This window comes from Cupriavidus sp. (assembly GCF_057315035.1).
On the sequence record NZ_DBHKYV010000004.1, the window covers coordinates 79,117 to 105,919 of the forward strand.

Annotated in this window: 21 protein-coding genes; 16 read left to right on the forward strand and 5 right to left on the reverse strand. The window is 62.2% G+C overall.

Features of this window, described 5'->3' with window-relative positions:
- Positions 1–9 precede the first annotated feature (9 nt).
- Complete coding sequence (gene cheZ, locus ACO550_RS08915; protein ID WP_315595944.1) at positions 10–645, forward strand: protein phosphatase CheZ; 636 nt, start codon at positions 10–12, stop codon at positions 643–645.
- Positions 646–736: 91 nt separating this feature from the next.
- Here cheZ and ACO550_RS08920 read toward each other — a convergent pair whose 3' ends face one another.
- The 4 genes from ACO550_RS08920 to tssE are packed head-to-tail and all read right to left on the reverse strand — an operon-like array spanning position 737 to position 5,153.
- The gene (locus tag ACO550_RS08920) at positions 737–1,747 is read right to left on the reverse strand and encodes a type VI secretion system protein TssA (RefSeq protein ID WP_315595979.1); all 1,011 of its coding nucleotides are present in this window, start codon (positions 1,745–1,747) and stop codon (positions 737–739) included.
- A 48-nt stretch (positions 1,748–1,795) separates the two neighbouring features.
- The gene (tssG, locus tag ACO550_RS08925; RefSeq protein ID WP_315595945.1) at positions 1,796–2,782 is read right to left on the reverse strand and encodes a type VI secretion system baseplate subunit TssG; all 987 of its coding nucleotides are present in this window, start codon (positions 2,780–2,782) and stop codon (positions 1,796–1,798) included.
- Between the two features lie 3 nt (positions 2,783–2,785).
- Entirely contained in the window at positions 2,786–4,666 is a 1,881-nt protein-coding gene (gene tssF, locus ACO550_RS08930) for a type VI secretion system baseplate subunit TssF (protein ID WP_315595946.1), read from the reverse strand.
- 7 nt (positions 4,667–4,673) lie between these two features.
- The gene (gene tssE / locus ACO550_RS08935) at positions 4,674–5,153 is read right to left on the reverse strand and encodes a type VI secretion system baseplate subunit TssE (protein WP_315595947.1); all 480 of its coding nucleotides are present in this window, start codon (positions 5,151–5,153) and stop codon (positions 4,674–4,676) included.
- A gap of 494 nt (positions 5,154–5,647) precedes the next feature.
- On the opposite strand from tssE, the gene tssB reads away from it, so the two are divergent.
- From tssB to ACO550_RS08985, 10 genes are all read left to right on the forward strand, one after another.
- Positions 5,648–6,181: a type VI secretion system contractile sheath small subunit gene (tssB, locus tag ACO550_RS08940; RefSeq protein ID WP_315595980.1), complete on the forward strand. Its 534-nt coding sequence runs from the start codon at positions 5,648–5,650 to the stop codon at positions 6,179–6,181.
- 41 nt (positions 6,182–6,222) lie between these two features.
- A complete protein-coding gene (gene tssC, locus ACO550_RS08945) occupies positions 6,223–7,716 on the forward strand; it encodes a type VI secretion system contractile sheath large subunit (RefSeq protein ID WP_315595948.1) in 1,494 nt (497 codons plus the stop codon).
- A gap of 115 nt (positions 7,717–7,831) precedes the next feature.
- Positions 7,832–8,311 (forward strand): type VI secretion system tube protein Hcp, encoded by a 480-nt coding sequence (locus tag ACO550_RS08950; protein WP_315595949.1) that lies wholly within the window; start codon positions 7,832–7,834, stop codon positions 8,309–8,311.
- Positions 8,312–8,334: 23 nt separating this feature from the next.
- Positions 8,335–10,746 (forward strand): type VI secretion system Vgr family protein, encoded by a 2,412-nt coding sequence (locus tag ACO550_RS08955; protein ID WP_315595950.1) that lies wholly within the window; start codon positions 8,335–8,337, stop codon positions 10,744–10,746.
- Positions 10,747–10,750: 4 nt separating this feature from the next.
- Positions 10,751–11,089 (forward strand): PAAR domain-containing protein, encoded by a 339-nt coding sequence (locus tag ACO550_RS08960; protein WP_485994637.1) that lies wholly within the window; start codon positions 10,751–10,753, stop codon positions 11,087–11,089.
- Between the two features lie 36 nt (positions 11,090–11,125).
- On the forward strand, positions 11,126–11,626 hold the full coding sequence (gene tssJ, locus ACO550_RS08965; protein ID WP_315595981.1) for a type VI secretion system lipoprotein TssJ: 501 nt from the start codon (positions 11,126–11,128) through the stop codon (positions 11,624–11,626).
- Between the two features lie 4 nt (positions 11,627–11,630).
- On the forward strand, positions 11,631–12,974 hold the full coding sequence (gene tssK / locus ACO550_RS08970) for a type VI secretion system baseplate subunit TssK (protein ID WP_315595952.1): 1,344 nt from the start codon (positions 11,631–11,633) through the stop codon (positions 12,972–12,974).
- Positions 12,971–14,308, forward strand: a complete 1,338-nt coding sequence (gene tssL / locus ACO550_RS08975) for a type VI secretion system protein TssL, long form (RefSeq protein ID WP_315595953.1) — start codon at positions 12,971–12,973, stop codon at positions 14,306–14,308. Before tssK ends, tssL begins: the two co-directional genes overlap by 4 nt.
- Complete coding sequence (tssM, locus tag ACO550_RS08980) at positions 14,305–17,715, forward strand: type VI secretion system membrane subunit TssM (protein WP_315595954.1); 3,411 nt, start codon at positions 14,305–14,307, stop codon at positions 17,713–17,715. The genes tssL and tssM overlap by 4 nt, the downstream gene beginning before the upstream one ends.
- A 108-nt stretch (positions 17,716–17,823) precedes the next feature.
- On the forward strand, positions 17,824–19,182 hold the full coding sequence (locus ACO550_RS08985) for a M20/M25/M40 family metallo-hydrolase (protein ID WP_315595955.1): 1,359 nt from the start codon (positions 17,824–17,826) through the stop codon (positions 19,180–19,182).
- Here the strand turns inward: ACO550_RS08985 and ACO550_RS08990 are convergent.
- Entirely contained in the window at positions 19,172–20,119 is a 948-nt protein-coding gene (locus tag ACO550_RS08990; protein ID WP_485994640.1) for an ABC transporter substrate-binding protein, read from the reverse strand. The genes ACO550_RS08985 and ACO550_RS08990 overlap by 11 nt on opposite strands.
- Before the next feature lie 155 nt (positions 20,120–20,274).
- Between ACO550_RS08990 and ACO550_RS08995 the strand changes: the two genes are divergently transcribed.
- From ACO550_RS08995 to flhA, 5 genes are all read left to right on the forward strand, one after another.
- Complete coding sequence (locus ACO550_RS08995; RefSeq protein WP_315595956.1) at positions 20,275–20,982, forward strand: DUF480 domain-containing protein; 708 nt, start codon at positions 20,275–20,277, stop codon at positions 20,980–20,982.
- Between the two features lie 110 nt (positions 20,983–21,092).
- On the forward strand, positions 21,093–22,295 hold the full coding sequence (locus ACO550_RS09000; RefSeq protein WP_315595957.1) for a hypothetical protein: 1,203 nt from the start codon (positions 21,093–21,095) through the stop codon (positions 22,293–22,295).
- 165 nt (positions 22,296–22,460) lie between these two features.
- Positions 22,461–23,339 carry an oxidoreductase gene (locus ACO550_RS09005; protein WP_315595958.1) on the forward strand — a complete coding sequence of 293 codons (879 nt, stop codon included), beginning with the start codon at positions 22,461–22,463 and terminating at the stop codon, positions 23,337–23,339.
- Between the two features lie 225 nt (positions 23,340–23,564).
- The gene (flhB, locus tag ACO550_RS09010; RefSeq protein ID WP_315595959.1) at positions 23,565–24,710 is read left to right on the forward strand and encodes a flagellar biosynthesis protein FlhB; all 1,146 of its coding nucleotides are present in this window, start codon (positions 23,565–23,567) and stop codon (positions 24,708–24,710) included.
- Positions 24,707–26,794, forward strand: coding sequence for a flagellar biosynthesis protein FlhA (gene flhA / locus ACO550_RS09015; protein WP_315595960.1), 2,088 nt, complete (start codon positions 24,707–24,709; stop codon positions 26,792–26,794). The genes flhB and flhA overlap by 4 nt, the downstream gene beginning before the upstream one ends.
- Positions 26,795–26,803: the final 9 nt, after the last annotated feature.

A 26,803-nucleotide genomic window follows, 5' to 3' on the forward strand; every position in this document is an offset into this window, starting at 1 on the left:
GTACGCGACATGTCGACGACTCCGACTTTCAGCCAAGAATCGGCCGAGCAGATCATCCATCGCATAGGCAACCTGACGCGGATGCTGCGCGACAACATGCGGGAGCTGGGGCTCGACAAGGAAATCGAGAAGGCCGCCCTGGCGATTCCCGATGCGCGGGACCGCCTGAACTACATCGCCGCCATGACCGAGCAGGCCGCCGAGCGCACGCTCACGGCCGTGGAACTGGCGCAGCCGCTGCAGGAAGACCTGGAAAGCAAGGCCACGGCGCTGGACAAGCGCTGGGACGAGTGGTTCGCACAACCGGTGGAGCTCGGCGACGCGCGCTCGCTGGTGCTCGATACCCGTGAGTTCCTGGCCGAAGTCCCGCAGAAGGCCAAGACTACCGGCAGTCATCTGCTGGAGATCATGATGGCCCAGGACTTCCAGGACCTGACCGGGCAGGTGATCAAGAAGATGATGGACATGATCCGTACCCTGGAGCAGGAACTGCTGCAGGTGCTGATCGACAACGTGCCGGCCGAGCGTCGCGTGGAAGCACCTGCCACGCTGATGAACGGTCCGCAGATCAGCCCGGAGGGGAAGGCCGACGTGGTGGCCGACCAGTCGCAGGTGGACGACCTGCTGGCCAGCCTGGGCTTCTGACGCCTACGGTCGCGTTCCTTGCGAACCTGCCTGCCTCTCTTGCCGTGCAACTTGCCGTAACTTGCCGTGTGAGAGAGGCAACCGCCTTTTTCTACTGCCTCTCGTCTTTCTCTTCCTTTTCCTCCTCCGCTTCCGCGCGGGACCAGCGCTCGACCAGTTCGGCCGGGATAGCCTGGAATACCTCTGAGAATGGCTTGCCGAGCAGATACTCTGCTTGCCGCAGCAGCAGGGCAACCGGACTGCTGGGCTCGTGGGTTTCGAGCCATTGCCGCACGCCATGGATCTGGCATCGCGCGGCATGACGATCTGACGCTCCAGCCAGCGAACTCGCGGGTAGCACGGTGGGTGCACTCGCTACCGCCCGGGCTCCGGGCTCGTCGAGCGACGCAACCGCGGCGTGGCCAGGATGGCTGACCAGGCGCAGCAGGCGCACCAGCGGGTCCAGGTCTGGCGCGTGGCCTGGCATGGTGTCCACGCACCAGCGCTGTATCGCCATTACCTGCGCGCAAGCGTCGTCGATTGCAGCCAATGATGCGGCATGCCGGTCGCGCAGCGCATCGAGCCGCAACTGCACCGTTGCTGGGGCCATGGTGTCCACTGGCAGTGGTACGGACCATGCGCGCTCGATTTCCCGCATCGACACGCGCAACGCTCTATCGCCAAACGTCAACGCGCGGATCTCCGACATCAGGCCGGCTGGATCCGCGAGCGCGGCCAGTGCGTTGGCACGGACCGCGGGATCGTACTCGCCATCCACCTGGAGTTGTGGATGCACCTCAGTCGGGAAGGTGGCAAGCAGCGCATACAGCGAGTGCAGTCCGTTGCGCAGGCCACGAGCGCCCGCCGACCGGCAGTGGCATCGAATCAGCAATACAACCAGGCGGATATCGCGTGACCGTGCCAGCAGGCCCATGCAATCGCGTTCCACCTCCGTCCAGTTCGTGGGCTCGGGCGATGCATGAAAGCCACCGTACTGCGCATCACTCCGCGGCGATACCCTGGCCTGCAGTAGCATGAATGCAGGGTCGTATTCGAGATCCGTGCCGCATGGAAGCTCGGCCGATAGCGACGAGAGCAATCCTGGCCACGACGTTTCGGACATCGACACGTTTTCGATCCTGTCTACGTGACAGCAGCCGTCTGTACCCATTCAATGCCTCGCGTATCGTTCCGGCTCGAACACCATGCCTGTGATGGCCTGCCTGCCCGGCGACCCACCAAGCCATGTCGACCAGCCCAGCCGTCCAGGCCCGCCCAGGACGGGAGCGGCGGTGCTTGCGGCGTCGACCAGCAGGGCCAACTCCCATGCCAGCCCGTAACCAACAAATGCCCGGATCCATTCGATCAGTGTCGGCAGGTCGCGGCCACCCGGTGTGAAGTTCAGATACTGTCCCAGCGATAACGGCCCAAGTACCAGCCGGAACTTGTGCTGGCGGTCCGGGACCATGGTGCCCAGCAGCGCGCCATGCCCCATGACGCTTGCGGGTCCCGGCTGACCCAGCCGGCATGCCTCGGCGGGTTCCAGCGGAATCCAGTGCACGACAAACTCTTGCAGGCGTACCTGCACGCCGAAGTAGTGGGACAGCGTTGCGGAAATGCCATCGGGATTGCGCGCCTGGCACACGAAATGAGCACTGGCGGCCAGCCGCGCATGCGCCGGCAGCGGCCCCTGCGCGATTTCTTCAGGATCATTGCCCGACAACCAGCAGACGTAGCGCGAGAATACCTCGTCGCTGGCCCGATCGAGCCCGGCAGTCGCCTGCGCACGCCCCCATGCCTGGTAAAACTGCGTGAGCGCGCGGTGGTGGAACATGTTCAGGAAATCGGCCGTGGTCGTGTCCTGATTACCCTCGCTGCGAGTGCGCACGATTTCCGTGATATGGAGCGGCAGCGGGCCATTGGGCCCGAGCATGCCAAGGCCATACACCTCGATGTGCAGGGCCTTTTTCGCAAGCTCGACCTGTGCGATTTCCCTGGGCGCAAAGGCTAGCGATGCACGCTGGCCGATCCGGAAGGCCTCGTTTTGCGGACGGGTGGCATAGCCGATGCCGGGAAGCTCCGGATGCTGTGCGCCGAGCTGACGCAGGAGTCCTAGGAAGCTCATTTTCCACGGTGGCTGGCTGAAGGCAGGTTTCATCCGCTACACGACGCTTCGCGCGCCCATCCGTGCGTCCCACCGATGCACGAGCCCGCGCTGAATAGAGGTTAGTTCGGTCTCGGTGAACGTGTTCACCGAGACATGGAACGCCAGGAAATGCTCGAGCACCACACCGAACAGATAGGGACTGACGCCGGAAAAGCCCGATTCGTCGATCGTCAGTCGACACTGGACGCCACGGCCATGAATGATCGGTCCCTTGCCAGGCAGGCGCCGCGTGATGGGACTCACGTGTGTACCTGCCAGGCTCTGGATCTGGCGCTGCTGTGCGGCGTCGTCGCCGGCCACGAACAGGCTCAGCATTTCGCGCAATCCCTGACCGCCCTGCCGCTGGTCAAGATCCGCGAGAGACAGGTAATTGAAACCGAGCTGCCGGATCAGTCGCCATGCCAGTTCACCTTCGGCAAATGGTGGACGTGGTGTGGACGGTGCGCGTATCAGGCCGATCCGGGCCACGGGTATCGAGTCGGAAGCCCGCAGGTCGTCGCGCCCATTGCGGGGTACCAAAGTGGGCAAGTCACGATTGGTGACCAATGCCTCCACTGAAAGATGCCGCAATGCATCGGGGTAAGGGGCCTCGTGCTGATCCACCAGTGACAGAAAGACTTCGCTACCAATGTAGTCGGTCCGGCTACCGTACTTGCGCAGGTTCGCCGAGGCCAGCCGACGCTCGCGGCGCACGGAGAAATAGCGGCCGTGGTTGCCCGTGTCGCTGTTCAGGGTTGAGAACAGCGGACGGAATTCCAGAGGATCACCATGCCCTGCACGCTGCGCGACGAGCTTGCTCACGGTGTGGATCTCGTAGTCCAGCGGATGTGCGCGATCCGCGACCATATGGAACTCGGTACATCGCGGATGAATCTCCAGGCGATCGGTCCGTCTCGGAAACAGATTGATCGCGGGGGTACAGAAGAGTGCGAACTGCCCGGCGTCGACGTGCGGGGCCAGGTGGGCGGTTGGCTTGGACAGCAGCAGGACGATCTCGGCTTCGCGACCACGAATGGCCGACAGGCCCGGCCCCAGTCCATTCAGGCGGAAAAAATAGAAGCGTTGCGGACACGCGAAGTACTCATGCACAAGGTTGTGCCCATGAAACTGGTTCCACGCGAGCGGTAGCGCTGTGTTGGCCGGGTCGAAACCTACCAGCGAGACGGCATTGCGGCCCGCCGTCGGGACACTGTGCTCCATGGCGCCAGGCTGGCCGACCAGCGATGCGATGCCCGCACTGTGAACCAGTTCGAACAGATGACTCGCAATCTGGTCATCCCCAGCGAGATAGAGGGTCAGGTCGTCAACGTTTGCCAACTGGGCGAAGGTGACCTGGCGTGAGAGGCGCAGTCGGATGCGCAGCGCGCCTTGCACGGACACGTGTGCCGGGGCGTAGCGTTCCAGTCCGGGAATATCCGGTGGTGCCGGGGTGAGCCGTGCTTCGGCGATGTCGAATGGCCAGAGCGTGACCGGCTGCGTGGTACGGAACTCACATGCGGTGGCTTCGCCATTGGCAAGGGCGGCCTTCAACGCGGTATCGCGCGGAACTGGCAAGCCGCGCGTGAAGTCGCCTTGCAGGTCGCTGGGATGCAGGCGTGCGATGGCTATCGAAGGCGTTGGCGCGACGTAGTTCGGATAGATGACCTCCAGCAGGCGTTGCGCGAAGCGCGGGAACTCGGCGTCCAGCTTGATCTGCGTGCGCGCGGCAAGAAAGCAGAAGCCTTCCATCAGGCGCTCTACATAGGGATCTGCCACCTCGATGCCGTGCATGCCGAGCCGGCGGGCAACTTTCGGGTGCCGGTGGGCAAACTCCCCACCCATTTCGCGCAGATACGTCAACTCCCGGTTGTAGTAGTCGAGAAGCTTCGGATCCACGCTTCAATCAGCTCGCATGAGAAGTCTTGACGCTGAAGGTGCAGCTTTCCAGGTCCAGCGAGCTCTGCGAGGTAAAGGCCAACGGATAGGGAACCATGTGAACCATGCCACTGATTTCGAAATGCAGCAGGTTGTGGGTCTGATGTGCCGCGCCTTCAGGCAGTGGCGCAACCAGAAGACTGCCGGGAATCAGTCGCGGCTCGAAGTCTTCTATCGCGCGTTTGATGATGCCGACGATTTCGTCCCATCTGCGATCGGACGCATGCCCTCCCGCGATGGGCGGTACACCATAGTTCAGCGTGGAACTGGCTACCTCCGGATACCGCTCCCGTGCAATCTCGTGCTCGCGGTTCGTGGTGTTGAGCAGATAGCCAAGATCGCGCTCGATGATTTCACGCATCCGCGTGCGGTTCACCGCATACACATCGGCGGATTCAACCTGCTGGCCAGGGGCATCGTCACGCAAGCGGTCGAATAGCGTCGGCATGAGCTGGTGCTCCGGGCGCAGTGGCGGACGGCGGCGAGCGAGTTGAGCGAGTTGAGCGAGTTGAGCGAGTTGAAATGGAGCGCGATCCCGGTTCACGGACTTTACCTCGACATACTTGAATTGTCGCGGATGATATCCACCGATCCGCACGGCTTGAATCATATAAATTCCAATCGTTGGATATAAATAAATATGGATGAATTGTGAATCGTTTGCATGGACAGCAAGATAACTATTTGTCCAGGTTTATGGTTTAAATGGAGATCGATAATTTGTAGCAAAAGATCCAATGACGCTTACAGGTGAGGCGCTGGCGTGGGAAAGAACGTCGAAATGATCGACATCAATGTTTTCGGGTTCGTTCATCAAGTACTGTGAAAAAACTCGCCAGCGCCCGGATGTCGACATCGCCCGCTCGTTTGCCATTGCCGAAGCGGCGTGAAGCGCGGCGTAAATTTTCCATTTGCCCGGAATCGTCACCTCTTTCTTCCGTCATGAATAGTTCGCAGAAGTTCATCGCCAGAAGCCGGCCTCCGCGCGTACAGATCGAATATGACGTCGAGATCTATGGTGCGGAAAAACGTATCGAATTGCCGTTTGTCATGGGCGTCATGTCCGACTTGTCCGGCATGCCGGCAGAGCCGCTTCCTCCCGTGGCGGAACGCAAGTTTCTTGAGGTGGATATCGACAACTTCGACGAACGCATGAAAGCGATGAAACCTCGCGTAGCCATGCCGGTTGCCAATACGCTGGCTGGTGAGGGACAGCTCATGGTGGATATGACGTTCGAGAGCATCGAGGATTTTTCTCCGGCAGCCGTGGCCGCGAAGGTCGATGCCTTGCGAAGGCTACTTGAAGCGCGAACGCAGTTGGCCAACCTGCAAACCTATATGGATGGCAAGTCTGGAGCGGAGTCGCTGATCAACCGGTTGTTGCAGGATCCGGCGCTCATGAGCGCGCTGGTCGGGTCGCCGAAGCCGTTGGCCGTGGCGGCGCCGGTCAACGAATCACCTGATGAAAGAGTCTGAAAGCATCGCCCTTCCGATGTGCATTCTTACGCGAGAACCCTATGTCCTTTGAACAACTGGAGCAGCCATCCGCTACCGCGACGATGGAAGGGGCTGATTTCGCCATTCTGCTCAGCCGGGAGTTCTCTCCAAAGACGACCCAGGCGCGCGAGGCCGTGGATCTCGCGGTCAGGACGCTGGCGGAACAGGCGCTGATGCATTCGACCACCCTGAGTGACGATGCATACCGAAGCATCGAAGCCATCATTGGTGCGATCGATCACAAGCTGTCCGAGCAGATCAACCTGATCCTGCACCATCCGGAGTTCCAGCGACTGGAAGCTGCCTGGCGCGGGCTGCATCACCTGGTGTCCAACACGGAGACCGACAAGAAGCTGCGCATTCGCGTCATGGACCTTTCCAAGGATGAATTGCGCCGTACATTGCGTCGGCACAAGGGCATCGGATGGGATCAGAGTCCAATGTTCAAGCGCATCTACGAGGAAGAGTACGGCCAACTGGGCGGCGAGCCCTATGGCTGCCTGGTGGCGGACTACCATTTCGACCACACACCGCCCGATGTGGAGTTGCTCGGCGCCATGGCCAAGGTCGCGGCAGCAGCGCATGCGCCTTTCATTGCGGGAGCCTCGCCGGCCGTACTGCAGATGGATTCCTGGCAAGAACTTGCCAACCCGCGTGATATCACGAAGATCTTCCAGAACGTCGAGTACGCACCGTGGAACAGCCTGCGCAATTCGGAGGACGCCCGCTACGTCGCGCTGGTGATGCCACGCTTTCTTGCACGACTTCCATACGGCATTCGCACCAATCCGGTCGACGCCTTCAACTTCGAAGAGGACACCGATGGTGCGGATCATCGCAACTACGTGTGGAGTAACGCGGCCTACGCAATGGCCGTCAATATCAACCGGTCATTCAAGGACCATGGCTGGTGTTCGATGATTCGCGGAGTCGAAAGCGGAGGCGTGGTGGAAAGCCTGCCGTGCCACACGTTCCCGACGGATGATGGTGGCGTCGACATGAAGTGTCCCACCGAGATAGCCATATCCGATCGCCGCGAGGCGGAGTTGTCCAGGAATGGCTTTATCCCGCTCATTCATCGGAAGAACACTGACCATGCGGCATTCATCGGTGCCCAGTCCTTGCAGAAGCCCGCGGAGTATGCGGACTCGACCGCCACGGCCAACGCCAGTCTCTCGGCACGCCTGCCCTACATGTTTGCCTGTTCGCGCTTTGCGCACTACCTGAAATGCATCGTCCGGGACAAGGTCGGATCGTTTCAGGGTCGCACGGACATGCAGCGCTGGTTGAATGAGTGGGTGATGAACTACGTGGATGGCGATCCCGTCAACTCGTCGCAGGCAACCAAGGCGCGTCGTCCGCTGTCTGCCGCGGAGGTGTACGTGGATGAAGTCGAAGGCAATCCCGGCTACTACAACGCGAGATTCTTTCTACGCCCTCATTTCCAGCTGGAAGGCCTCACGGTTTCGTTGAGACTGGTGGTACGGCTTCCGTCCGTCAAGGACGCCGGCTGAGTTGCTGCAACCATAAGTCTGCAGGTGGCCGGATCACGGACGGACCAGGACTACCTGTCAATTTTCAAACCGGGGCTAACTGAACTGAAGCAGGAAAGGAATTTCTGGAGCGGCCATGGACATTTTTCTGAAGCTCACCAATATCAAGGGCGAGTCGCGAGACGAGAAGCACAAGGACGAGATCTCGGTGCTGGGTTGGGGCTGGTCAATGAACCAGCCGACGAACATGCATATGGATGGTGGTGGGGGCGCGGGCAAAGCCTGGGTGGGGGACTTGACGTTTCAACACTATGTGGACCGTGCCTCACCGACCTTGATGCTGAAATGCCTGACGGGGGAGCACATCAAGGAAGGTGTGCTGGTGATACGCAAGGCGGGTGGTGCGGAGGCGCTCGAGTACCTGAAGATAAAAATGACGGATGTGATGGTTTCCAGCGTGAGTCCGTATGGTGAAGGTGCCGAGTCCATGGCAATGGAGACAGTGGCGCTCTCGTTCTCGGAAGTCGATGTCGAGTACACGGAGCAGACCGAGACAGGTGGCGCGGGTGCCAGGGTAGCGACTGGCTACAGCATGAAGACCAACAAGCCGAAGTAAGCGGGCATCCCGGGATCGACCTCATGAGCAATCCAATTCATGCTGGCGCCGCCACGTCACGCACCGTCAGCGTGAAGGGAGCCGGCCTTGCCGAACTGATGGGGGATACCGGATACAGTGTCGCGCGCATTCACGGCACCGATGCCTTCTGCGATCTCTTCGAGTACGAAGTCACGCTACGGACGCCCGATGCGCACAACCCCGTGCCCGGTCCCCTCGGCAATCTCGACAAGCAGGCGCTGGAAGGGCGCGAACTGACGATCGAGATCGAACTCGATGGCGGAAACGGTGTGCGCAAGCGCGAGATCACTGGTGTGGTGACACGCGTTTCCGGGCCAGTACTGGACGGGCGGCACTACACCTATGGCCTGGTATTGCGGCCGTGGCTCTGGCTTGCTACCTGTACCTCCGACTACAGGATCTTCCAGGACAAGAACGTCATCGAGGTTCTGGACGAACTGCTTGCGGACTACAACTTCCCGATGGACAAGCGGTTGAATCCAGCCGGCTATCCGCCCAGGGCATTTCAGGTTCAATACGGTGAAACCGACTTTGCCTTCTTCCAGCGCCTGACGCAGGAATGGGGCATTACATGGTACTTCGAGCACGCCAACGGCCATCATCGTCTGGTCCTGGCAGACGGCAACGGTGCATACAAGCGCTTTCCCAACAGCATGTACCAGTCCCTCGACTGGCGCGAGCCCAGTGATTCCCAGAGTTCCGGTGGGGAATCGCTTCACGCATTCAACATTGTCGATCAACTGGTGCCGGGAAGATGGCGGGGCAATGACCATGATTTCTCCAGGCCCGGGGCGGATCTGACCGTCCGCGCCGAAGCGCCGCGCGAAACCAGCCATCGCAACCACGAGATCCATGAATGGCCGGCCGGCCATGCGCAACCGGGAACGGACAACGATCCGTTGGGGGAAGGTGCATTGATTGCCCGGATTCGCATGGAAGAGCTGCGGCAGTATGGACGACGTGCGCAGGGCAGCGGCAATCTGCGTGGCATGGTGCCGGGCTGCACCTTTGCACTGACACGGCATCCCGATACCGCCGCCAATGCCGACTACGTGATATGTACGACAACGCTGAAGCTGGAAGCGGTGGCCGAAGTGTCCGGCCAGCCTGGTGGCTGGCATTGCGCCGTGAACTTCGAGGCTCAGCCGGTGGCGGAAACATACCGCCCAGCGCGTACCCAACGTGGGCCGCGCACAATGGGCCCGCAGACCGCCACGGTTGCGGGACCGGCCGGCCACGATGTGTGGACCGATCAGTTCGGCCGGGTGCGCATCCAGTTTCACTGGAACATGGCGGGCAAGCGCGACGAACATGGTTCGTGCTGGGTACGCGTTGCTTCGCCCTGGCATGGTGAGGAGTATGGGGCCGTTCATACGCCCCGCATCGGCCAGGAGGTGATCGTCGATTTCCTGCACGGTAATCCAGATCTGCCAATCATCGTTGGCTGTGTGCCAAACCGTTCGAACATGCCACCGTGGAGCTTGCCCGGGCAGCAGGCGCTGTCAGGCTTCCGCTCAAGGGAGATCGGCGGAGAGCGTCACAACCAGCTCGTCATGGACGATACGCAAGGCGAGATCCAGGCCCAGCTGTCGTGCGGACATCTGCTGTCACAGCTGAACCTCGGGCGGATTACCCGCATTCCCGATACCGGTGGAAGACAGGACCAGCGCGGCGAAGGCGCGGAGCTGCGCACCGATGGACACATGCTGCTGCGTTCCGGACGCGGCACGCTGCTGAGTTCCGAGGCGCGCAGCGACGCAGACGGTCACGCCGTGGACATGCGTGAAGCCATCGCGCGGCTCCAGCAAGCGCTTGAACTTGCCAACGCGCTTCAGGAAGTCTCGGTGAGTGCCCAGGCCCAGACTGATGAGCAGCGCAGCGTGGCCGAGTCGATCGCGCGGCAGAATGACGAGATACGAGGAAACGGGTCGGAACGGGGTGGCCTGATCGCCCCGCATGTCGTCTTGTCGAGTGCCGCGGGTATTGCGGCTAGCAGCGAGGAAAGCACGCATTTGCATAGCGGTCGCCATACTTCACTGACAACCGGTGGACATTTGTCATTCAATGTCGGCAGGCGCTGGGTGGCCAGCGTCACGGAGCTGGTTTCAATCTGTGCGCACAAGCTTGGCATGCGTCTGATCGCGAGCCGTGGTCCAGTGGAGATCCAGGCGCAGAACGATGCATTGAGCCTGCTGTCCAGGCTTGGCCTCAGCATCGTCAGCACCGAGGCCAGCATTCGCATTCAGGCGAACAAGGAACTGCTGATTGGTGCGGCGGGAAGTTTCACCCGCTACGACGCTTCGGGGATCACGCACCTCACCGACGGGACATACACCGCACACGCCAGCATGCATGCGTGGCCTGGCAAGAAGTCATTGAGCCTGCCGTTGCCGAAGACACTCCAGGACGCATGAGACCGTGGCTTTTTCGGATCTCGTTGCGCTGGCCGCTCAACGTCATGGACGGGTGAAGACCATGCCGCGCAAGCTGATCACGCTCGGCGATATCACCACGCATGGAGGTGCCGTGATTTCCGGGTCGGCGAAGCACCTTCTCAATGGCCGGCCAATTGCGCGAAAGGGAGATCGGGTGGCGTGCCCGATGCTGTATCCCGATGGACGGCCGCATGGCGTCAACACCATTGTCGAAGGCGACAGCGGCTTTCTGGTTGACGGCACGCCCGCCGCACTTGAAGGGCATCGGACCGAATGCGGATGCCAGCTGATCGGCAGCTTGCCGGCCATGGTGGGAGACTAAGCCGTGAAGGCATTGTCAATAGGTGCGGTGTGCGTGATGCGTGTACTAACGCTGTCCGGTTGTCACGCATTGTGGGTCTTGGCAGGTTGTGCGGGTACGCAGGCCGAACCGGAGCGCATGGCGCTGGAAATGACGATCGAGGCCAAGGGCGCGCTCAACCCCGACGGCAAGGGCCGCGCCGCGCCGGTGATGGTGCGCATCTACGAGTTAGGGACCGAGGCGCTCTTCGTCAGCGCGGACTACTTCCTGCTGGAGAAATCGGATAAAGCCGCGTTGGGGCAAGATCTTCTGGCGCGCGACGAGTTCATCTTGCGGCCAGGAGAAAAACGCGTGATGACGCGCAAGCTCCACGCGGAAAGTCGCGCGCTGGGAATTCTGGTCGGCTACCGCGATCTGGGCAAGGCCCGTTGGCGCGAAGTGTACCGGCTGCCGCCCGCGCCCGAGCGCGCGTGGTATCGCGCCGTGCTGCCCGCGCGCAAGATCAACCTGCATGTGCTGCTGGACCAGCAGGACATCACCGTTTCGAACCCCGATTGATGTCATGAGCTGGTACAACAAGGTTGTCTGGAGTGAAGGGCTGTTCCTGCGCCCGCAGCTATTTCAGCAGCAGGAACGCTACCTGGAGCACTACGCCCATAAACGTGCGGCGGCGCTGGGCCCTTTCTTCTGGGGCTTTCATCACTACACGATCGATACCGACGCGCTTGCGCTTGGCAAGCTGGTACTGTCCGCTGCCAATGGACTGTTCCAGGATGGCACGCCGTTCGATGTGCCAGGCCACACCACGCCACCAGCGCCGCTTGCCATCGGGCCCGCGCATCTGAACGAGGTGATTTGTCTTGCGGTGCCCATGCGGGCACCACATGCGGAGGAAACAAATTTCGAGGACGCCGATGCGTCGCTGGCCCGCTATCGTGTCTTCGAGGCCGAGCTGCCCGATGCCAACTCGATTGCGCAGGGACCCACGCTTGTGCAGTTGTCGAACCTGCGTATCCGGCTAGTCCCGGAGAGCGAGATGACTTCATCGTGGCTTGGCTTGCCACTGGCCCGGGTGATGGATATCCGTGCGGACGGCAGCGTGCGACTCGACCCTACACATATCCCGCCCGTCAACGTGCTCTGCGCAAGCCATCAGTTGCGCAACTGGCTCATCGAGATCCATGGCTTGCTACATCTGCGCGCGGATGCCGTGGCGCAGGCGCTGCTCCGCGGCGGCGGACGCGACGCGGATACCGCGGAGACTGCCGAGTACCTGATTCTTTTGCTGCTGAATCGGCATGAGCCGGCGCTCAAACACCTGAGCGACACCGGTTCCGCATCGCCGGAAACGTTGTACACCACATTCGCCACGCTGGCTGGCGAACTGTCGACCTTCTTGCGCACGGATACACGCCGTCCGACGACTTATCCTGCGTACCGCCATGGCGAACCGCACGCCTGTATCCGGCCGCTGGTCGATGATTTGCGCTATCTGCTCAACGTGGTACGCGAACGCGGTGCGCAGAGTATCGAACTGCGCGAGGAACGCCATGGTCTGCATATGGCGGTAATCGACCCGGTGGAGATTCTACGGTTCGCAAGATTCGTACTGGCGATTTCCGCTCAGATGCCGCCCGATACGCTGGTGCAACAGTTTTCCGCGCAGACCAAGCTGGGGTCCTCGCCAGGCATCGCCGATCTTATCCGCTCACATCTTCCCGGCCTGCCATTGCGAACGCTGCCTGTTCCACCGCGCCAGATTCCATTCCACGCGGGCCATGTCTACTTCGAGATCTCCCAGGCTCCGCCTTTGTGGGACCAGGTGCTGAAGTCTGGCGGCCTGGTTCTGCATGTCGCCGGCACCTTTCCCGGTCTGCGTATGGAGCTGTGGGGAGTGCGTGAGTGAACCCTGAAACCGGGATCGCGGCATCGCCGGAACATGCTGACCCGGCTCCCAGGTTTCCGGCGCGGAAGGCCGCGCTGCGTTGTGATCCGTGGCAATGGCGTTTGCCTGACACGCGCGAGCAGCAGATCCTGCGAGTATCCACGGCGCGTAATCCGCTGCTGGAAGCCGCTCGAACGCTCTTGCGCGCGCTGGCCGAGATGCCGGTGCAACTACCTGGCACCGCGCCGCCAGAGTGCAAGTGCGACGCTCAGCCGGATGCCGCGCAGGTGGCGAGCATTGCCTTGGCATTGCGCCATCTGTTGATCGACGAGGTCGAGCGCTTCCAGCAACTGTGTGACCGCGCCAATATTCGCCAGTCGCACGCTGCGGCAGCCAGCTACCTGCTTTGCACCGCACTGGACGAAGCTGCGCACGGAAGACCGTGGGGCCAGGATGGCTGGCCTCAGTACGGTTTGCTGGTCAGCCTGCACCAGGACACGGCCGGCGGCGCCAGGTGCTTTCAGTTGCTGGACCGCTTGCTGGCCAGCGCAGTCGAGCATCATGACCTGATCGAGGTGTTCTACCAGGTCCTGTCGTTGGGCTTTGCCGGCAAGTATGCCGGAGTGGCGGATGGCCATCGCGAGCTCGATGCCACCCTGCGCCGTCTGCTTGGATTGCTTGCCGGCCGGCACGGCGATATCCCGCGTGAACTGTCACCTCACTGGCGCGGTGAGGCAACGCGCAAGCCGGCCGTGTTTCGCACCATTCCAATATGGATGATGGCGGCAGTGCTGGGTTTTGTCGCGGCTGCGTTGTTTGGCTGGTTCAAGTATCAGCTGCTGGAAGCTACCGCCGACACGGAACAGCAGGTCCTGTCCATCGGCAACCTGAACCCTCCGGGGCGGCCCATGGCGCCAGGCTTGCGCGAATGGCTCGCGGCCGATATCGACGGTGGTGTTGTCAGTGTTCAGGACGACGAAGTCCGCAGCGTGATCACGTTCCGCGGCGACGACATGTTCGCAAGCGGCCGCAGCGATATTCGCAGCCATGTGCTGCCGCTGCTTGGGAGGGTGGCGGGCGGCCTCTCCAGAGTGCCGGGGCAGGTCACCGTGGTGGGTCACAGTGACAACATTCCCGTTCGCGGCGCCCGCTTTTCCTCTAACCAGACCTTATCTGAAGCGCGAGCATTAACCGTCGGCGAGTATCTCGCCAGCCACGGTGTCACCGCCGGACGACTGCAGGCCATGGGCAAGGGGGATACCGAGCCGCTTGCATCCAACCGCACCATGGCGGACCGGGCGCGAAACCGGCGCGTGGAGATCATCGTGACATATGGCGCGCGGACTGGCTCATGACAGACATTCCGGCACAAAAGAGGGAGGACGATGCGGCTGCCATGCAGATAGTGCGCGATGACGGTGCACAGATAACGCAGGCCGTGCTGGGCGCCTTGGACCGGTTGAAATGCATGCGCAAGAGCCGTGGCATTCGCGGTCTCCTGGACCGCATCAACTACCGATATGCGCTTCCCTGGTATCTGGTAATGGGGGCAACCGGAGCGGGCAAGACCACCGCGTTGTTCAATGCCGGTGTTGCGTTTCCGATCGCGGCACAGATGGCGGACGCCGCGCGCATGCCCGATGCCACAGCCAATGTGCATTGCTGGATGACTGACGACGCGGTACTGGTCGATACAGCGGGTCGCTACACGGAACAGGACACACTACGGGATTCGGAAGAAGAGCAGACCGCAACCGGCAGCCGGGCCGAGTGGAGCACGCTGCTGGCGCAGCTGCGCAAGCATCGGCCACGCGCACCTGTAAATGGCGCAATCCTCGCCATCAGTTGCACGGACCTTCTGGCGCTACCGCCAGAAGCGTTACGCGTCCAGGCTGCGTCGCTGCGCAAGCGGCTGCTGGAATTGCGTCAAGAGTTGGGCGTGCAGTTTCCAGTCTATGTGCTGGTCACCAAGCTCGACCGGATTGCCGGTTTTGTCGAGCACTTCCAGTTCCTCTCCAGTGAAGGCCGTGCACAGCCGTGGGGTTTCACGCTGCCGCTTGGCGAGCAGCGCTGCACGCGGGGATCGGTGCTGCCGGCCCTGGCGCAGCAGTGTCGCGCCGAAATGACATTGCTGTTCGCGCGGTTGCGCGATGGATGGCACGTTCGGCAGCATGAGATGTCTGACCCAATCGGACGCAAGCGGATGCAGGGATTTTGCGATGACCTGCAATGCATGGTGGTGCCGCTGCTCGATATGCTGGAGCAGGTCTTCCTCGATTCACGCTATGACAATACGGAATCGCAGCCGATGTTCCGTGGTGTCTATTTCACCAGTGCGATCCAGAGTGGACCATCGGTGATGGGCGATCCGCATACGGTGATGCAGATCCTGGCACGTACTGCGGCAAGCACCTCGCCACAAGGGGATATGGCCCACGGCGGCGATGACGAGAACCTGGCTGGCACAAGCAAGGCCGCAACGCATCGCGGCTATTTCATGCGCGACGTCTTTCGGCGAATCATTGTTCCTGAAGCGGGGCTGGTCAGGCCAAACCTGTATCGTGCCTTGCAATTCCGGCTGGTGCGGATCATTGCGCATTGCGCGTGCCTGGCACTGTTCGCGTGGGTTGCCTACGGGCTGCGTGTCAGCTTCGATCACAACCGCGCTTACCTCGATGATGTCACGCGGAAGTCGCGCGAAGTGGCGGAGTGCATCACGGCGTTCCATGCCGGGCAGCGGCCCGGCGCCGCGCCAGAGTTGCTTGCGATGGCGGAAAACCTGCCCAAAATACCCGGCAATGGGCTGCAAACGCGCGGGCTCGACTGGCGCTTCGGCCTGTATGTGGTGCCACGGATCGCAGACGCCACCGCCATCACGCATCGATCATTGCAGGACGGCATCCTTGTCCCCTACCTCGTGCAGCGCGTGGAAGCTGCCTTGTCGGCAGCAGTCGAGACGCGGGATAGGCGCCGGACCTACGATGCGTTGCGTGTCTACCTGATGCTGCATGATGCGAAGCGATTCGATGTGGCGGACGTACGCGACTGGATGCGTAATGACTGGGCCACCGGTAATGCCGCCGCGGATTTCGGCGGTCGAATCACAGCGTTTGATACATTCGACAGCCTGCTCGACGGTCGCCGCGTGTTGCGGTCGCTTTCCGCGCGCAACGACACATTGGTGCAGGCGTCGCGAGCGTTTCTGGATGGCAGTTCGTCGGTCGAGCGTCTCTATGACCGTGCCAGGGACGCAATGCTGGACGATGCACCTCCCGACTTCACGCTGGCGCGCGCAGTTGGGCCCCAGGCCGGTGCGGTATTGACTCGCGCCAGCGGCGCGTCGGTGGAGCAAGGGGTGCCAGGGCTGTTCACCCATGACGGCTATCACCGTCTTTTCAACAAGCGACTGGCCGAGTTTGTCGATCACGCGCAAGCCATGGATGCATGGGTGATGGGGCGAGCCCCCGTTGGCACCATCGACCAGAAAACCGGCGATGATCGGTTGCATCGTGAGGTCCGTGGCCTCTACCTGGCCGAGTACGTGCGCCACTGGGAGAGCTTTCTGGCCGATATTCGGGTCGTGAGTGGCGACAGTCTGGCGTTCGATCTCGAGGTCCTGCGCCAGCTGGCCGCAGCCGATTCGCCGCTGCTACGGCTGGGTCGCGCCGTGATGCACGAGACAACGCTGGGCCAGGGCGTCGATGCGCAGGACGCAGGCGGCCAGGAGCGGGAACTGGTCGACAAGCACTTTGCCGCATTGCGCGAGGTCGTTTTGGGGAGGGCCGAGGTCACTTCGGCGAATGCACCGGGTGTTCCAGGCTCGCCGAGGCTCGATGCGATGGCGAGCATGCTCAACGCCTACTACACCACGCTGGTGGTCGCCAACAACGTGCTGAATACACGCAACCTGCCGCCAGCCGCCGATGCAGGGAACCAGTTGCGCATGGAGGCCGCCCGGCTGCCGGCGCCATTCAAGGCAGTGCTTTCCGATCTGGTGGCCCAGGGTACGCGCGGCGTCAACCAGGGCATTGGCCAGGTTCTCGTGGCCAAGCTCGACGCCGCGGTCGGCGAACAGTGCCGCAGCGCAATCGATGGCAAGTACCCGTTCACGCCAACCTCGGCACAGGATGTGGATGCAGCCGATTTCTTGCGCATCTTCGCGGCCGGGGGCCTGCTCGATGAATTTTTCCAGCAGGTGCTGGCTCCGCATGTGGACACCACCATCTCCCCTTGGCGCTACCGCTTGACCGCCCCCGACGTACCACCCGTGACAGGACCCAGCCTGGTACCGTTCCAGCGCGCCCGCGCGATCCGCGAGGCGTTCTTCCGCGAACCGGCCGCGAAGCAGTTGGCCTTGACGTTGGAGTTGAAGGTGGCCGATGTCGATCCCGAGATTGTGTCGTTGCAGATCGATATCGACGGACAGGCCCAGCGCTACGTACATGGCCCCGTGGCGCCGTTGCGAATCGCATGGCCAGGGCCCGATGGTGGTCAGCGGGCGGAGCTCACCGCCTATCCCCGGGTCCGGCCCGAGACTTCGACGATCTCGGTCAACGGACCGTGGGCATTGATGAGATTGTTCGATCGGGCGCGCATTGCGTCCTCGGCAACGGCTGGCAGGTTGCAGGCAGAGTTCGATTTCGACGGGCGCAAGGCCAGCTTCGACGTCCACGTGGGCAGCCTGCCCAATCCATGGACCTCGGATCTGCTGCGAGGGTTTCGATGTCCGGATCGATTGGGCCGGGTTGATCCAGCGAACTGAAACACGCGTGCGAGCCCGTTCGCTGGCACAATCCACGAACGCCCCGATGACCAAGAGGTGTGGCCTCGCATCGGGCCATTCACTACGCTTTCGCAGGATCACGCCCCCATGCTCCACGCGCATTCCCGTTACCTCGCAGCTTGCACCGTTGCCACGTTGGCATTCACCGGCATCGCCCAGGCCCAGACCTTGCCCGTTCCGCAGGTGTCATCGAGCGTCGATGGCGCCTACGCAAGGTTGGAGGCTGCGCCGATGTACAAGAAGCTGATGGCCGACGTGCGTGCCGACGATGCTCGCGCGCTGGCCGAGCTCAAGACGCTGACCGAGATTCCGGCGCCACCATTCAAGGAAAAGGCGCGCGCCGAGTATTTTGTTTCCCGACTCAAGGCACTGGGCCTCGATGACGCCCACATTGATGCCGAAGGCAATGCGATCGGGATTCGCAAAGGTACCGGCAACGGACCAAAGCTGCTGGTTTCGGCCCATCTGGATACCGTATTTCCGGAGGGCACCGACGTTACCGTGAAAGCGCGCGACGGCAAGCTCTATGCCCCCGGGATTGGCGACGATACGCGCGGGCTGACGGTATTGCTCTCGTGGCTCAAGGTGCTCAACGAGAACCAGGTACGTACCGTGGGAGACCTGGTATTCGTCGGCAACGTGGGCGAGGAGGAACTGGGCAATCTGCGCGGCATGAAGGCCGTGTTCCGCGATCATCCGGACATCGATGGCATGGTCGGTATCGAGCCCGGTACGGGCGACCGCGTGTTGACGCAAGGTACCGGCAGCCACCGCTACGAGGTGGTGTTCAAAGGACCGGGGGGCCACAGCTTTGGCGCATTCGGACTGCCGAGCGCAATTCATGCGATGGGTCGCGCGGTCGGTAAGATCAGTGACGTGCGTACGCCCACCGATCCCAAGACCACGTTTACGGTCGGCACCGTCGGTGGTGGTACCTCGGTGAATGCGATTGCGGGCGATGCGCGCATGGCGATCGATATCCGTTCCAACGGCACCCCGTCGCTGCTGGAAACCGAGAAACACATCATGGACGCGATTGCCGCTGGCGTGGCGGAGGAGAATGCCCGCTGGACGCCGGCCAAGGGTCAGGAGATCACGTTCCAGACTCGCCAGATCGGCGACCGCCCTGCCGGCATCACGCCCACCGATTCGGTGATCGTGCAGTCGGCAGTGCGCGTGATCAAGGCCAACAGCAAGGCTGCGCCGTCACTGCGCGGTGGCAGCACCGACGCCAACGTGCCGATGGCATTGGGCATTCCGGCCATCATTATCGGCAGCGGCGGCAAATCGGGTGGATCGCATTCGCGTGACGAGTGGTTCGACCCCACGAACGCCTGGGAAGGCGCGCAATGGGGTCTGACCACGGTGCTGGGGCTGGTTGGCGTGGAAGGCGTTGGGCAGCCGCTGCTTGCGCGTCGGCCGGCCAAGGCCGCTGTCACGCGCTGAGCGGAAAGCTCCTGTCGAACGTGGCGGCCACGTCGAGCCGCTGTTTCAGCAGTCCCGACTTCAGATAGAAGTCGGCGGTCTGCTGTTGCACCGCGATCAACTCTGCATCGATGGGCTGCCACTGTGTACGGCGCCGCTCGAACTGCAACCTTGCGGCTTCGGGCGAGATGCCGATGATGCGCGCCAGCGCAGCCGAGAACTCGGGCGCGTGCTGATATGACCATACCTGTGCCCGCCCGACGCGCTGCAGGAAGTCGGCGAGCACCGCACGCTTGCTGGCCAGCGCCGTGTCGGTGGCGGCCAGGTAGCTCAGCCCTGACCACAAGCCGCGGCCACTTACCAGGACGCGTGCGTGGCCGCTGGTTTCGGCCATGGCCGTGTAGGGTTCCCAGGTGGCCCAGGCATCGACCGAGCCATTGGTCAGCGCCAGCTTTGCATCGGCTGGCGGCAAAAAACGGATGTCGGCATCTTCGGGCTTCAGTCCAGCCGATGCCAGCGCCTTGAGCGTGACGAAGTGACCAATCGAGCCGCGGTTGGTGCCAATGCGCTTGCCTTTCAGGTCGGCGGCCGTCTTGAGCGGGGAATCGGGGCGTACCAGCACTGCCGTGCCATAGGGGTCGGAGCGATTGGCACCAATCAGCTTGATGCGCGTGCCGGCCGCCAGCGCAAAGATGGCAGGGGCATCGCCAATCGGGCCGCTATCCACCGCCCCGGCGTTGAGCGCCTCGGCCAGCGGCGCGGCCGCCGGGAACTCGGTCCACTGGATATCGTAGGCGAGGCCCTTGAGCGCATCGGCCGATTCGAGCAGCGCGCGCAGGCCGCCTTTCTGGTCGCCCGCCTTCAGGACCTGGCGTGATTGCGCATGGACGGGAGAAAGCATGGCGAGCGCGGTGCCGGTGCTGGCGACACGCAGGAAGCGGCGACGGGAGATGGTCATGCGAGGGAACTTTCCGGATCGGTCAAGCCCCGACCGTACGTGGCTCCGGCGCGAAGGCCAACGAATGTTTTCGCAATTCCTTATACCTGTCGCTGTTGCATCGGCGCGGCCCTTGCGCTTCAATGGGCGCGTTGCCAACCTGCCCGAGATCACCGATGGACCAGACTCCCGTTACACCGCCCCGTCCCGCACTGCGCGTGCTTACCCCGCTGGAGGGACGCGTCGTGGCGGTCCTGCTGGAAAAGCAGTACACCGTGCCCGATACCTACCCGCTGTCGCTCAATGCACTCGCATCCGGATGCAACCAGAAGACCGCACGTCTGCCGGTAATGAGCGTGAGCGAGGACGAGATCCTGACCGCCATCGACGGCCTGAAAACGCTGAGCCTGGTGTTCGAAGGCAGCAGCAGCCGCGTGCCGCGCTTCGAGCAGAACCTGGGCAAGGTCCTCGGGGTGCCAAGCCAGTCGGCGGCGTTGTTGTCGACATTGCTGCTGCGTGGACCGCAGACCGCTGCCGAACTGCGGCTGAATACGGCACGGCTGCATGCGTTCGCCGACATCTCCTCGGTGGAAGGCTTCCTTGATGAACTGGCCGAGCGGACTCCAGCCCTGGTCGTGAAGCTGCCACGCTCGCCCGGCGAGCGCGAGCACAGGTGGATGCATCTGCTGTGCGGCGAGGTCAGCGTTGCCGAATTTGCGGGTTCAACACGCAGCGCCACCGACGCGGCCGCCTCGCCGTCGGAGTTCGAAGCGTTGCGCATCAGCCATCGCGCGCTGGAAGACAAGGTGGCGCGACTGCAAGCGCTGGTGGAGGAGATGGCCGGGCAGTTAGGCATAGAAATCGAGCCCGGGCGGCTTGAGTGAGTGGTTGTTTGAGAGAGTTCTGAAAGTAGGCTGCCGAGTGTGCGCATCGGCTCCAAAGTGCAGGACGCGATGCTAATCTGGCCCGCATCTGAACATTGATGGAGGCCGCAATGGAAGTGCGAAACCTTGGATCCGCCAGGATGCGCGTCCCGGAATCCGGCGTCGTGGCGGACGACTTCGAGCACTCTGGCCTGCCACTCAATGAGCGCATCGATCCGGCGCTCCTGCTGCTTGTCGCGAGCGCTCGGGAAACGCTCAAGGCTCGACAGAAAAAGCATCGGACAGATGAGGCCTTTGCCAAGATCCGGCAATGGAAGAGCGAGGGTGTCTACCCGTTTGTCGGGGCCTCCGAAGATGCTATCGAGGAGGCCCGTCGTGAGATGTTCGACATCTGTGCGCTCAGCATCCACGAACACGTCGATGTATTCAGGACCGGCACCCGGCAAGACCGGCGCTTCACGCTGCAAATGCTCAAGGCAACACTGGAGGACAGCCCGGCGACTTTGCGGCGCATTCTGACCGAGGTGCTCAATCTTCCTGAGGAGCGGGCAAATGGGCTTACCAATCTTTTCCAGCTGACTTCGCTTTCGTCAATCATCGAAGCCAGCAAGATGGTAACGGATCGACTCCAGTTTCTCTCTGGCCTGCAGGCGCTGCTATTCGAATCCGGTAGCAAACACAGCTTCAGGGAGCGTGACCAGTTACATCGGATGCTTGCCAACGAGACCTGGATTTTCGGTGAAGAGTTCCAGTTGACCAGTAGCGACGAGAACCTGACCACCGTGTTGCACAAGCATATCGGCAAGCTCGACGGTGGCCATGCGAGCCTTCGGAACGCCGTTCTCAGGGACAACGGACGCGAGGGCGTCGTGGACCTCGTGCTGGGGCGGGAATTGCCAGCGTACGCAAACCTGCGCCGCGAGTTCCTTGTGGTGGAGTTGAAGCGGCCGTCCAGAAAGATTGATCTCGCGGCCAAGGCGCAGCTCGAAAGCTATGCGATGGCGGTTGCCTCGGACGAACGCTTCGATACAGCCAGCACGCATTGGACTTTTTTGGCTGTGTCGAATGACATCACACCCGAAGCTTCCCGCATGCTCGGCTATTCGAACGGGACCTTCGGATGTACGCACCAGGATCGCACCCTGCGGATTGGTCTGTCGACATGGGGAGGCATTCTTAATGCTGCGCGCGTGCGCATGGAAGCGTTCAGGAGCAAGCTCAATTGCACGATCACACGCGATGATGGCATGGCTTGGCTCAGGCAGCGCTACGACGAATACCTGCCGGATTCAGTTCGGTCTACAGTTCCCTGAGTCAAGTTATTGGCAACTTATAGTTGTGAGAAAGGCAAACAAGATCACCATTGTTTGCCAACCAATGCCTACCTACCATGGGTCTCAACGGCGCCGCTGCCAGACCAGACAAAGGCAAACGGACCCGGAATGCAATTCCTACCCGTCAGATCCATGGAGTCAGTCATGTCCCAATCCTCGCAATCGATTCAAACTCAACCCCAGGCCAAGGTCTGGTTTGTCACCGGCGCCTCGCGTGGCTTCGGTACGCTGATCGTCCGCGCCGCATTGCAACGCGGCGACAATGTGATTGCTACCGCACGCAATCCGCAGCAAGTCATTGATGTATTTGGTGAGCAGCCAAACCTGCTGGCTGTAAAGGTCGATGTCACACGGGAAGAAGATGCCGTAGAAGCGGTACGCCAAGGCGTCGAGCGCTTCGGTCGCATCGACGTGCTCGTCAACAATGCCGGTTACGGCGTGCTGGGTGCCGTCGAGGAAACGAGCGTAGCCGAAGCGAAGGCTAACTTCGACACCAATGTCTTTGGCCTGCTGGCCGTGTCGCGTGCGGTCCTGCCGCAGATGCGCAAGCAACGCAGCGGCCATGTCGTCAATATCTCTTCGCTCGGCGGTTACTCCGCGTATCACGGCTGGGGCGTCTACGGGGCTTCGAAGTTCGCGGTGGAAGGCCTGACCGAAGCGATGTCGCAAGAGCTTGCGCCGCTGGGCATCAAGGTGACGGTCGTGGAGCCGGGCTTCTTCCGTACGGACTTCCTCAACGACAACTCGCTGGTCTCGACCAAGGCCATCATTGATGACTATGCCGAGACGGTCGGCAAGATGCGCGTCTTTGCCGAGGGTGCCAACCACGCTCAGCCGGGCGATCCGCGCAAGCTGGTCGTGGCTGTGCTGGGCCTGGTCGATAGCGACAATCCGCCGCTGCGCCTGCCGCTGGGCTCGGACGCCGTGGCCCGGATCGAACAGAAGCACAAGGCCGTGGAGGCGGAGTTGACCGCGTGGCGTGAAGTAGCGATGTCGACCGACCACGACGACGTGGTGCGGTAAATGATGGTGGTCTCCCCTCTCCCGCCTGGCGGGAGAGGGGAGCCAAACACAATTTGACGATCTGGCTATAAAGATCGCGACCCCCGGGGCCGTTATTTCCGCTGCCCCCCTCATTCCTGAAACAGGCACCTGTTTCCCCGCCTTTTCCTCCCAATGCTTTCCAATCCGGGATTTGATAATCCTCGGTGACGAAGTGCCGTCCGTGCGCTTCGCATTGGAGCGTCCATGTCCGAGGAAAGCGATCTCGAGAAAACCGAACCCGCCTCACCCCGGCGCCTTGAAAAGGCGCGCGAGGAGGGGCAGGTGGTGCGTTCGCGCGAGCTCGGCACGTTCGTGATGCTGATGACGGGCGTGCTTGGCCTATGGATCATGGGCGGCACGCTGGGTCGCAAGCTCAATGCGGTCATGCATGCGAGCCTGGCATTTGAACCGGCCACGGCCTTCGATACGAACCGGATGTTGTCGCAGTTCGCCATGGCGGTCTGGGACAGCCTGCTGGCCTTCATGCCGCTACTGCTGATGTTTGGCGTCGCGGCGCTGGTGGCGCCGCTGGCGCTGGGCGGATGGATTTTCTCTACCAAGTCGTTCTCGCCCGATTTCACCCGCTTGTCGCCACTGGCAGGCCTTGGGCGGATGTTCTCGTCGCATGCGCTGGTGGAACTGGTCAAGGCCATCGCCAAGTCATTGCTGGTGGGTGGCGTGGGTGCCTGGATGGTCTGGCGCGAACTGCCGGAAGCCATCGCGCTGATGAACGCGCCGGTCCAGGAAGCACTGCAGCACATGATGGACATGGTGCTCTATGTGTGCGGCATGGTGGCCGGATCGTTGCTGCTGGTAGCGGCACTGGACGTTCCCTGGCAGTTGTGGACGTTCTACAAGAAGCTGCGCATGACCAAGGAAGAGGTCAAGCAGGAAATGAAGGAAAGCGATGGCGACCCGCACATCAAGGCCAAGATCCGCCAGCAGCAGCGGGCCATGGCGCGTCGCCGCATGATGGCCGAAGTGCCCAAGGCGGACGTGGTGGTGACCAACCCCACCCACTTCGCCGTGGCACTGCGCTACGACGAAAGCGCGCGCTGGAATGCGCCGCGCGTGGTGGCCAAGGGTAGCGACGAGGTGGCCGCACGCATTCGCGAGCTGGCCGCCGAGCATCGCGTGCCGGTGTTGTCGGCGCCGCCGCTGGCGCGCGCGCTGCACCGTCACGTGGAACTGGGACACGAGATCCCGGCGGGCCTGTATACCGCCGTGGCCGAAATCCTGGCCTGGGTGTTTCAACTGAAGAACTGGCATTACAGCTACGGCCCGCAGCCTGATGCGCCGTCGGAGCTGCTGGTGCCGGATGAACTTGCCGTACCGGAAAGCCGCGCATGAACGCACTGACCAATCTTTTCAACATGCCCGCACTGCGGGGTGGCGCCCAGATGAAGGCGCTGGCCGGCCCGCTGCTGATCGTCATGATCCTCGGCATGATGATCCTGCCGTTGCCGGCGTTCATCCTGGACCTGCTGTTCACCTTCAATATCGCACTGTCGATCATGGTGCTGCTGGTCGGCATGTACACGCAGCGTCCGCTGGACTTTGCCGCGTTTCCGGCCGTGCTGCTGTTCTCCACGCTGCTGCGCCTGTCCCTGAACGTGGCTTCCACGCGCGTGGTGCTGCTCGAAGGCCATACCGGCCCAGACGCCGCAGGCAAGGTGATCGAGGCCTTCGGTCACTTCCTGGTGGGCGGCAACTTTGCCGTCGGTATCGTGGTGTTCGCGATCCTGGTGGTGATCAACTTCATGGTCATCACCAAGGGTGCCGGCCGTATCGCCGAAGTTGGCGCGCGCTTCATGCTCGATGCCATGCCAGGCAAGCAGATGGCAATCGATGCCGATCTGAACGCCGGGCTGATCAATGAAGACGGTGCCCGCAAGCGCCGCGCCGAAGTGTCGCAGGAGTCGGATTTCTACGGTGCCATGGACGGTGCGTCGAAGTTCGTGCGCGGTGACGCGATTGCCGGCCTGCTGATCATGTTCATCAACGTGGCGGCCGGCATGGTGGTCGGCATGGTGCAGCACGACCTGGACTTCGGTACGGCCGTGCACAACTACACGCTGCTGACCATCGGCGATGGCCTCGTGGCACAGATTCCAGCACTGGTGATCTCCACGGCGGCCGGTGTGATCGTGTCGCGCGTGTCGAACGAGCAGGACGTTGGCCAGCAGCTGACCGGCCAGCTGTTCTCGAATCCGCGCGTGATGTTCATTACCGCCGCCATCATCGGCACGATGGGCCTGATCCCGGGCATGCCGCATTTCGCGTTCCTGCTGCTGGCCGGCGGCCTAGGCTGGTTTGGCCGCTACCTGTTGCAGCGCGAGGCGAAGGCCACCGAGACCAAGACCAAGGAAGAGCGCGCCCCCGCCGTGCCGGCCGAATCGGCGGAAGCCACCTGGGAAGACGTCACGATGGTGGACCCGCTCGGCATGGAAGTGGGTTACCGCCTGATCACGCTCGTGGATCGCGCGCAGAACGGCGAACTGCTGGGCCGCATCAAGAGCATCCGCAAGAAGATTGCCCAGGATATCGGCTTCCTGGTGCCGGTAGTCCATATTCGCGACAACCTCGAGCTGAAGCCCACCGCCTATCGGATCACGCTCAAGGGCGTGGAAGTTGGCAGTGGCGAAGCCAACCCGGGCCAATGGATGGCCATCAACCCGGGACAGGTTACCGGCACGCTGCCTGGTGCGGTCACGCGCGATCCCGCCTTTGGCCTGCCGGCGGTGTGGATCGATGCCAGCCTCAAGGAACAGGCCCAGGCCTACGGCTACACGGTGGTGGATGCCAGCACCGTGGTGGCCACCCACCTGAACCATGTGATCCAGATGCACGCGTCCGAACTGCTGGGTCGCCAGGAAGTGCAGGCGCTGCTGGACCGCATTGCCAAGGAAGCACCGAAGCTGACCGAGGACCTGGTGCCGAAGACCATCTCGCTGACGGGTTTGCAGAAGGTACTGCAGAACCTGCTCGACGAAGGCGTGGCGATCCGCGACATGCGCACGATCCTCGATGTGGTGGCCGAGAATGCGCCCAAGATCAACGACCCTGCCGAACTGACCACGCTGGTCCGCGTGGCACTGGGCCGCGCCATCACCCAGCAACTGTTCCCGAACAATGCCGACATGCAGGTCATCGGCCTCGATGCCGGACTGGAACGGGTGCTGACACAGGCCATGACTAATGGTGGCGGCATCGAGCCGGGCCTGGCCGATGCGCTGCTGCAGCAGGCGCAGAACGCGGTGATGCGCCAGGAACAACTGGGTCTGGATCCGGTGCTGCTGGTGCCGGCGCCAATGCGGCCGCTGATGGCGCGCTTCCTGCGCCGCACGTTGCCCCAGCTGAAAGTGCTGTCGCATGCCGAAGTACCGGACAACCGCAATATCCGCATTACCGCCATGATCGGCGGCGCAGCGTGAGGACTGAAC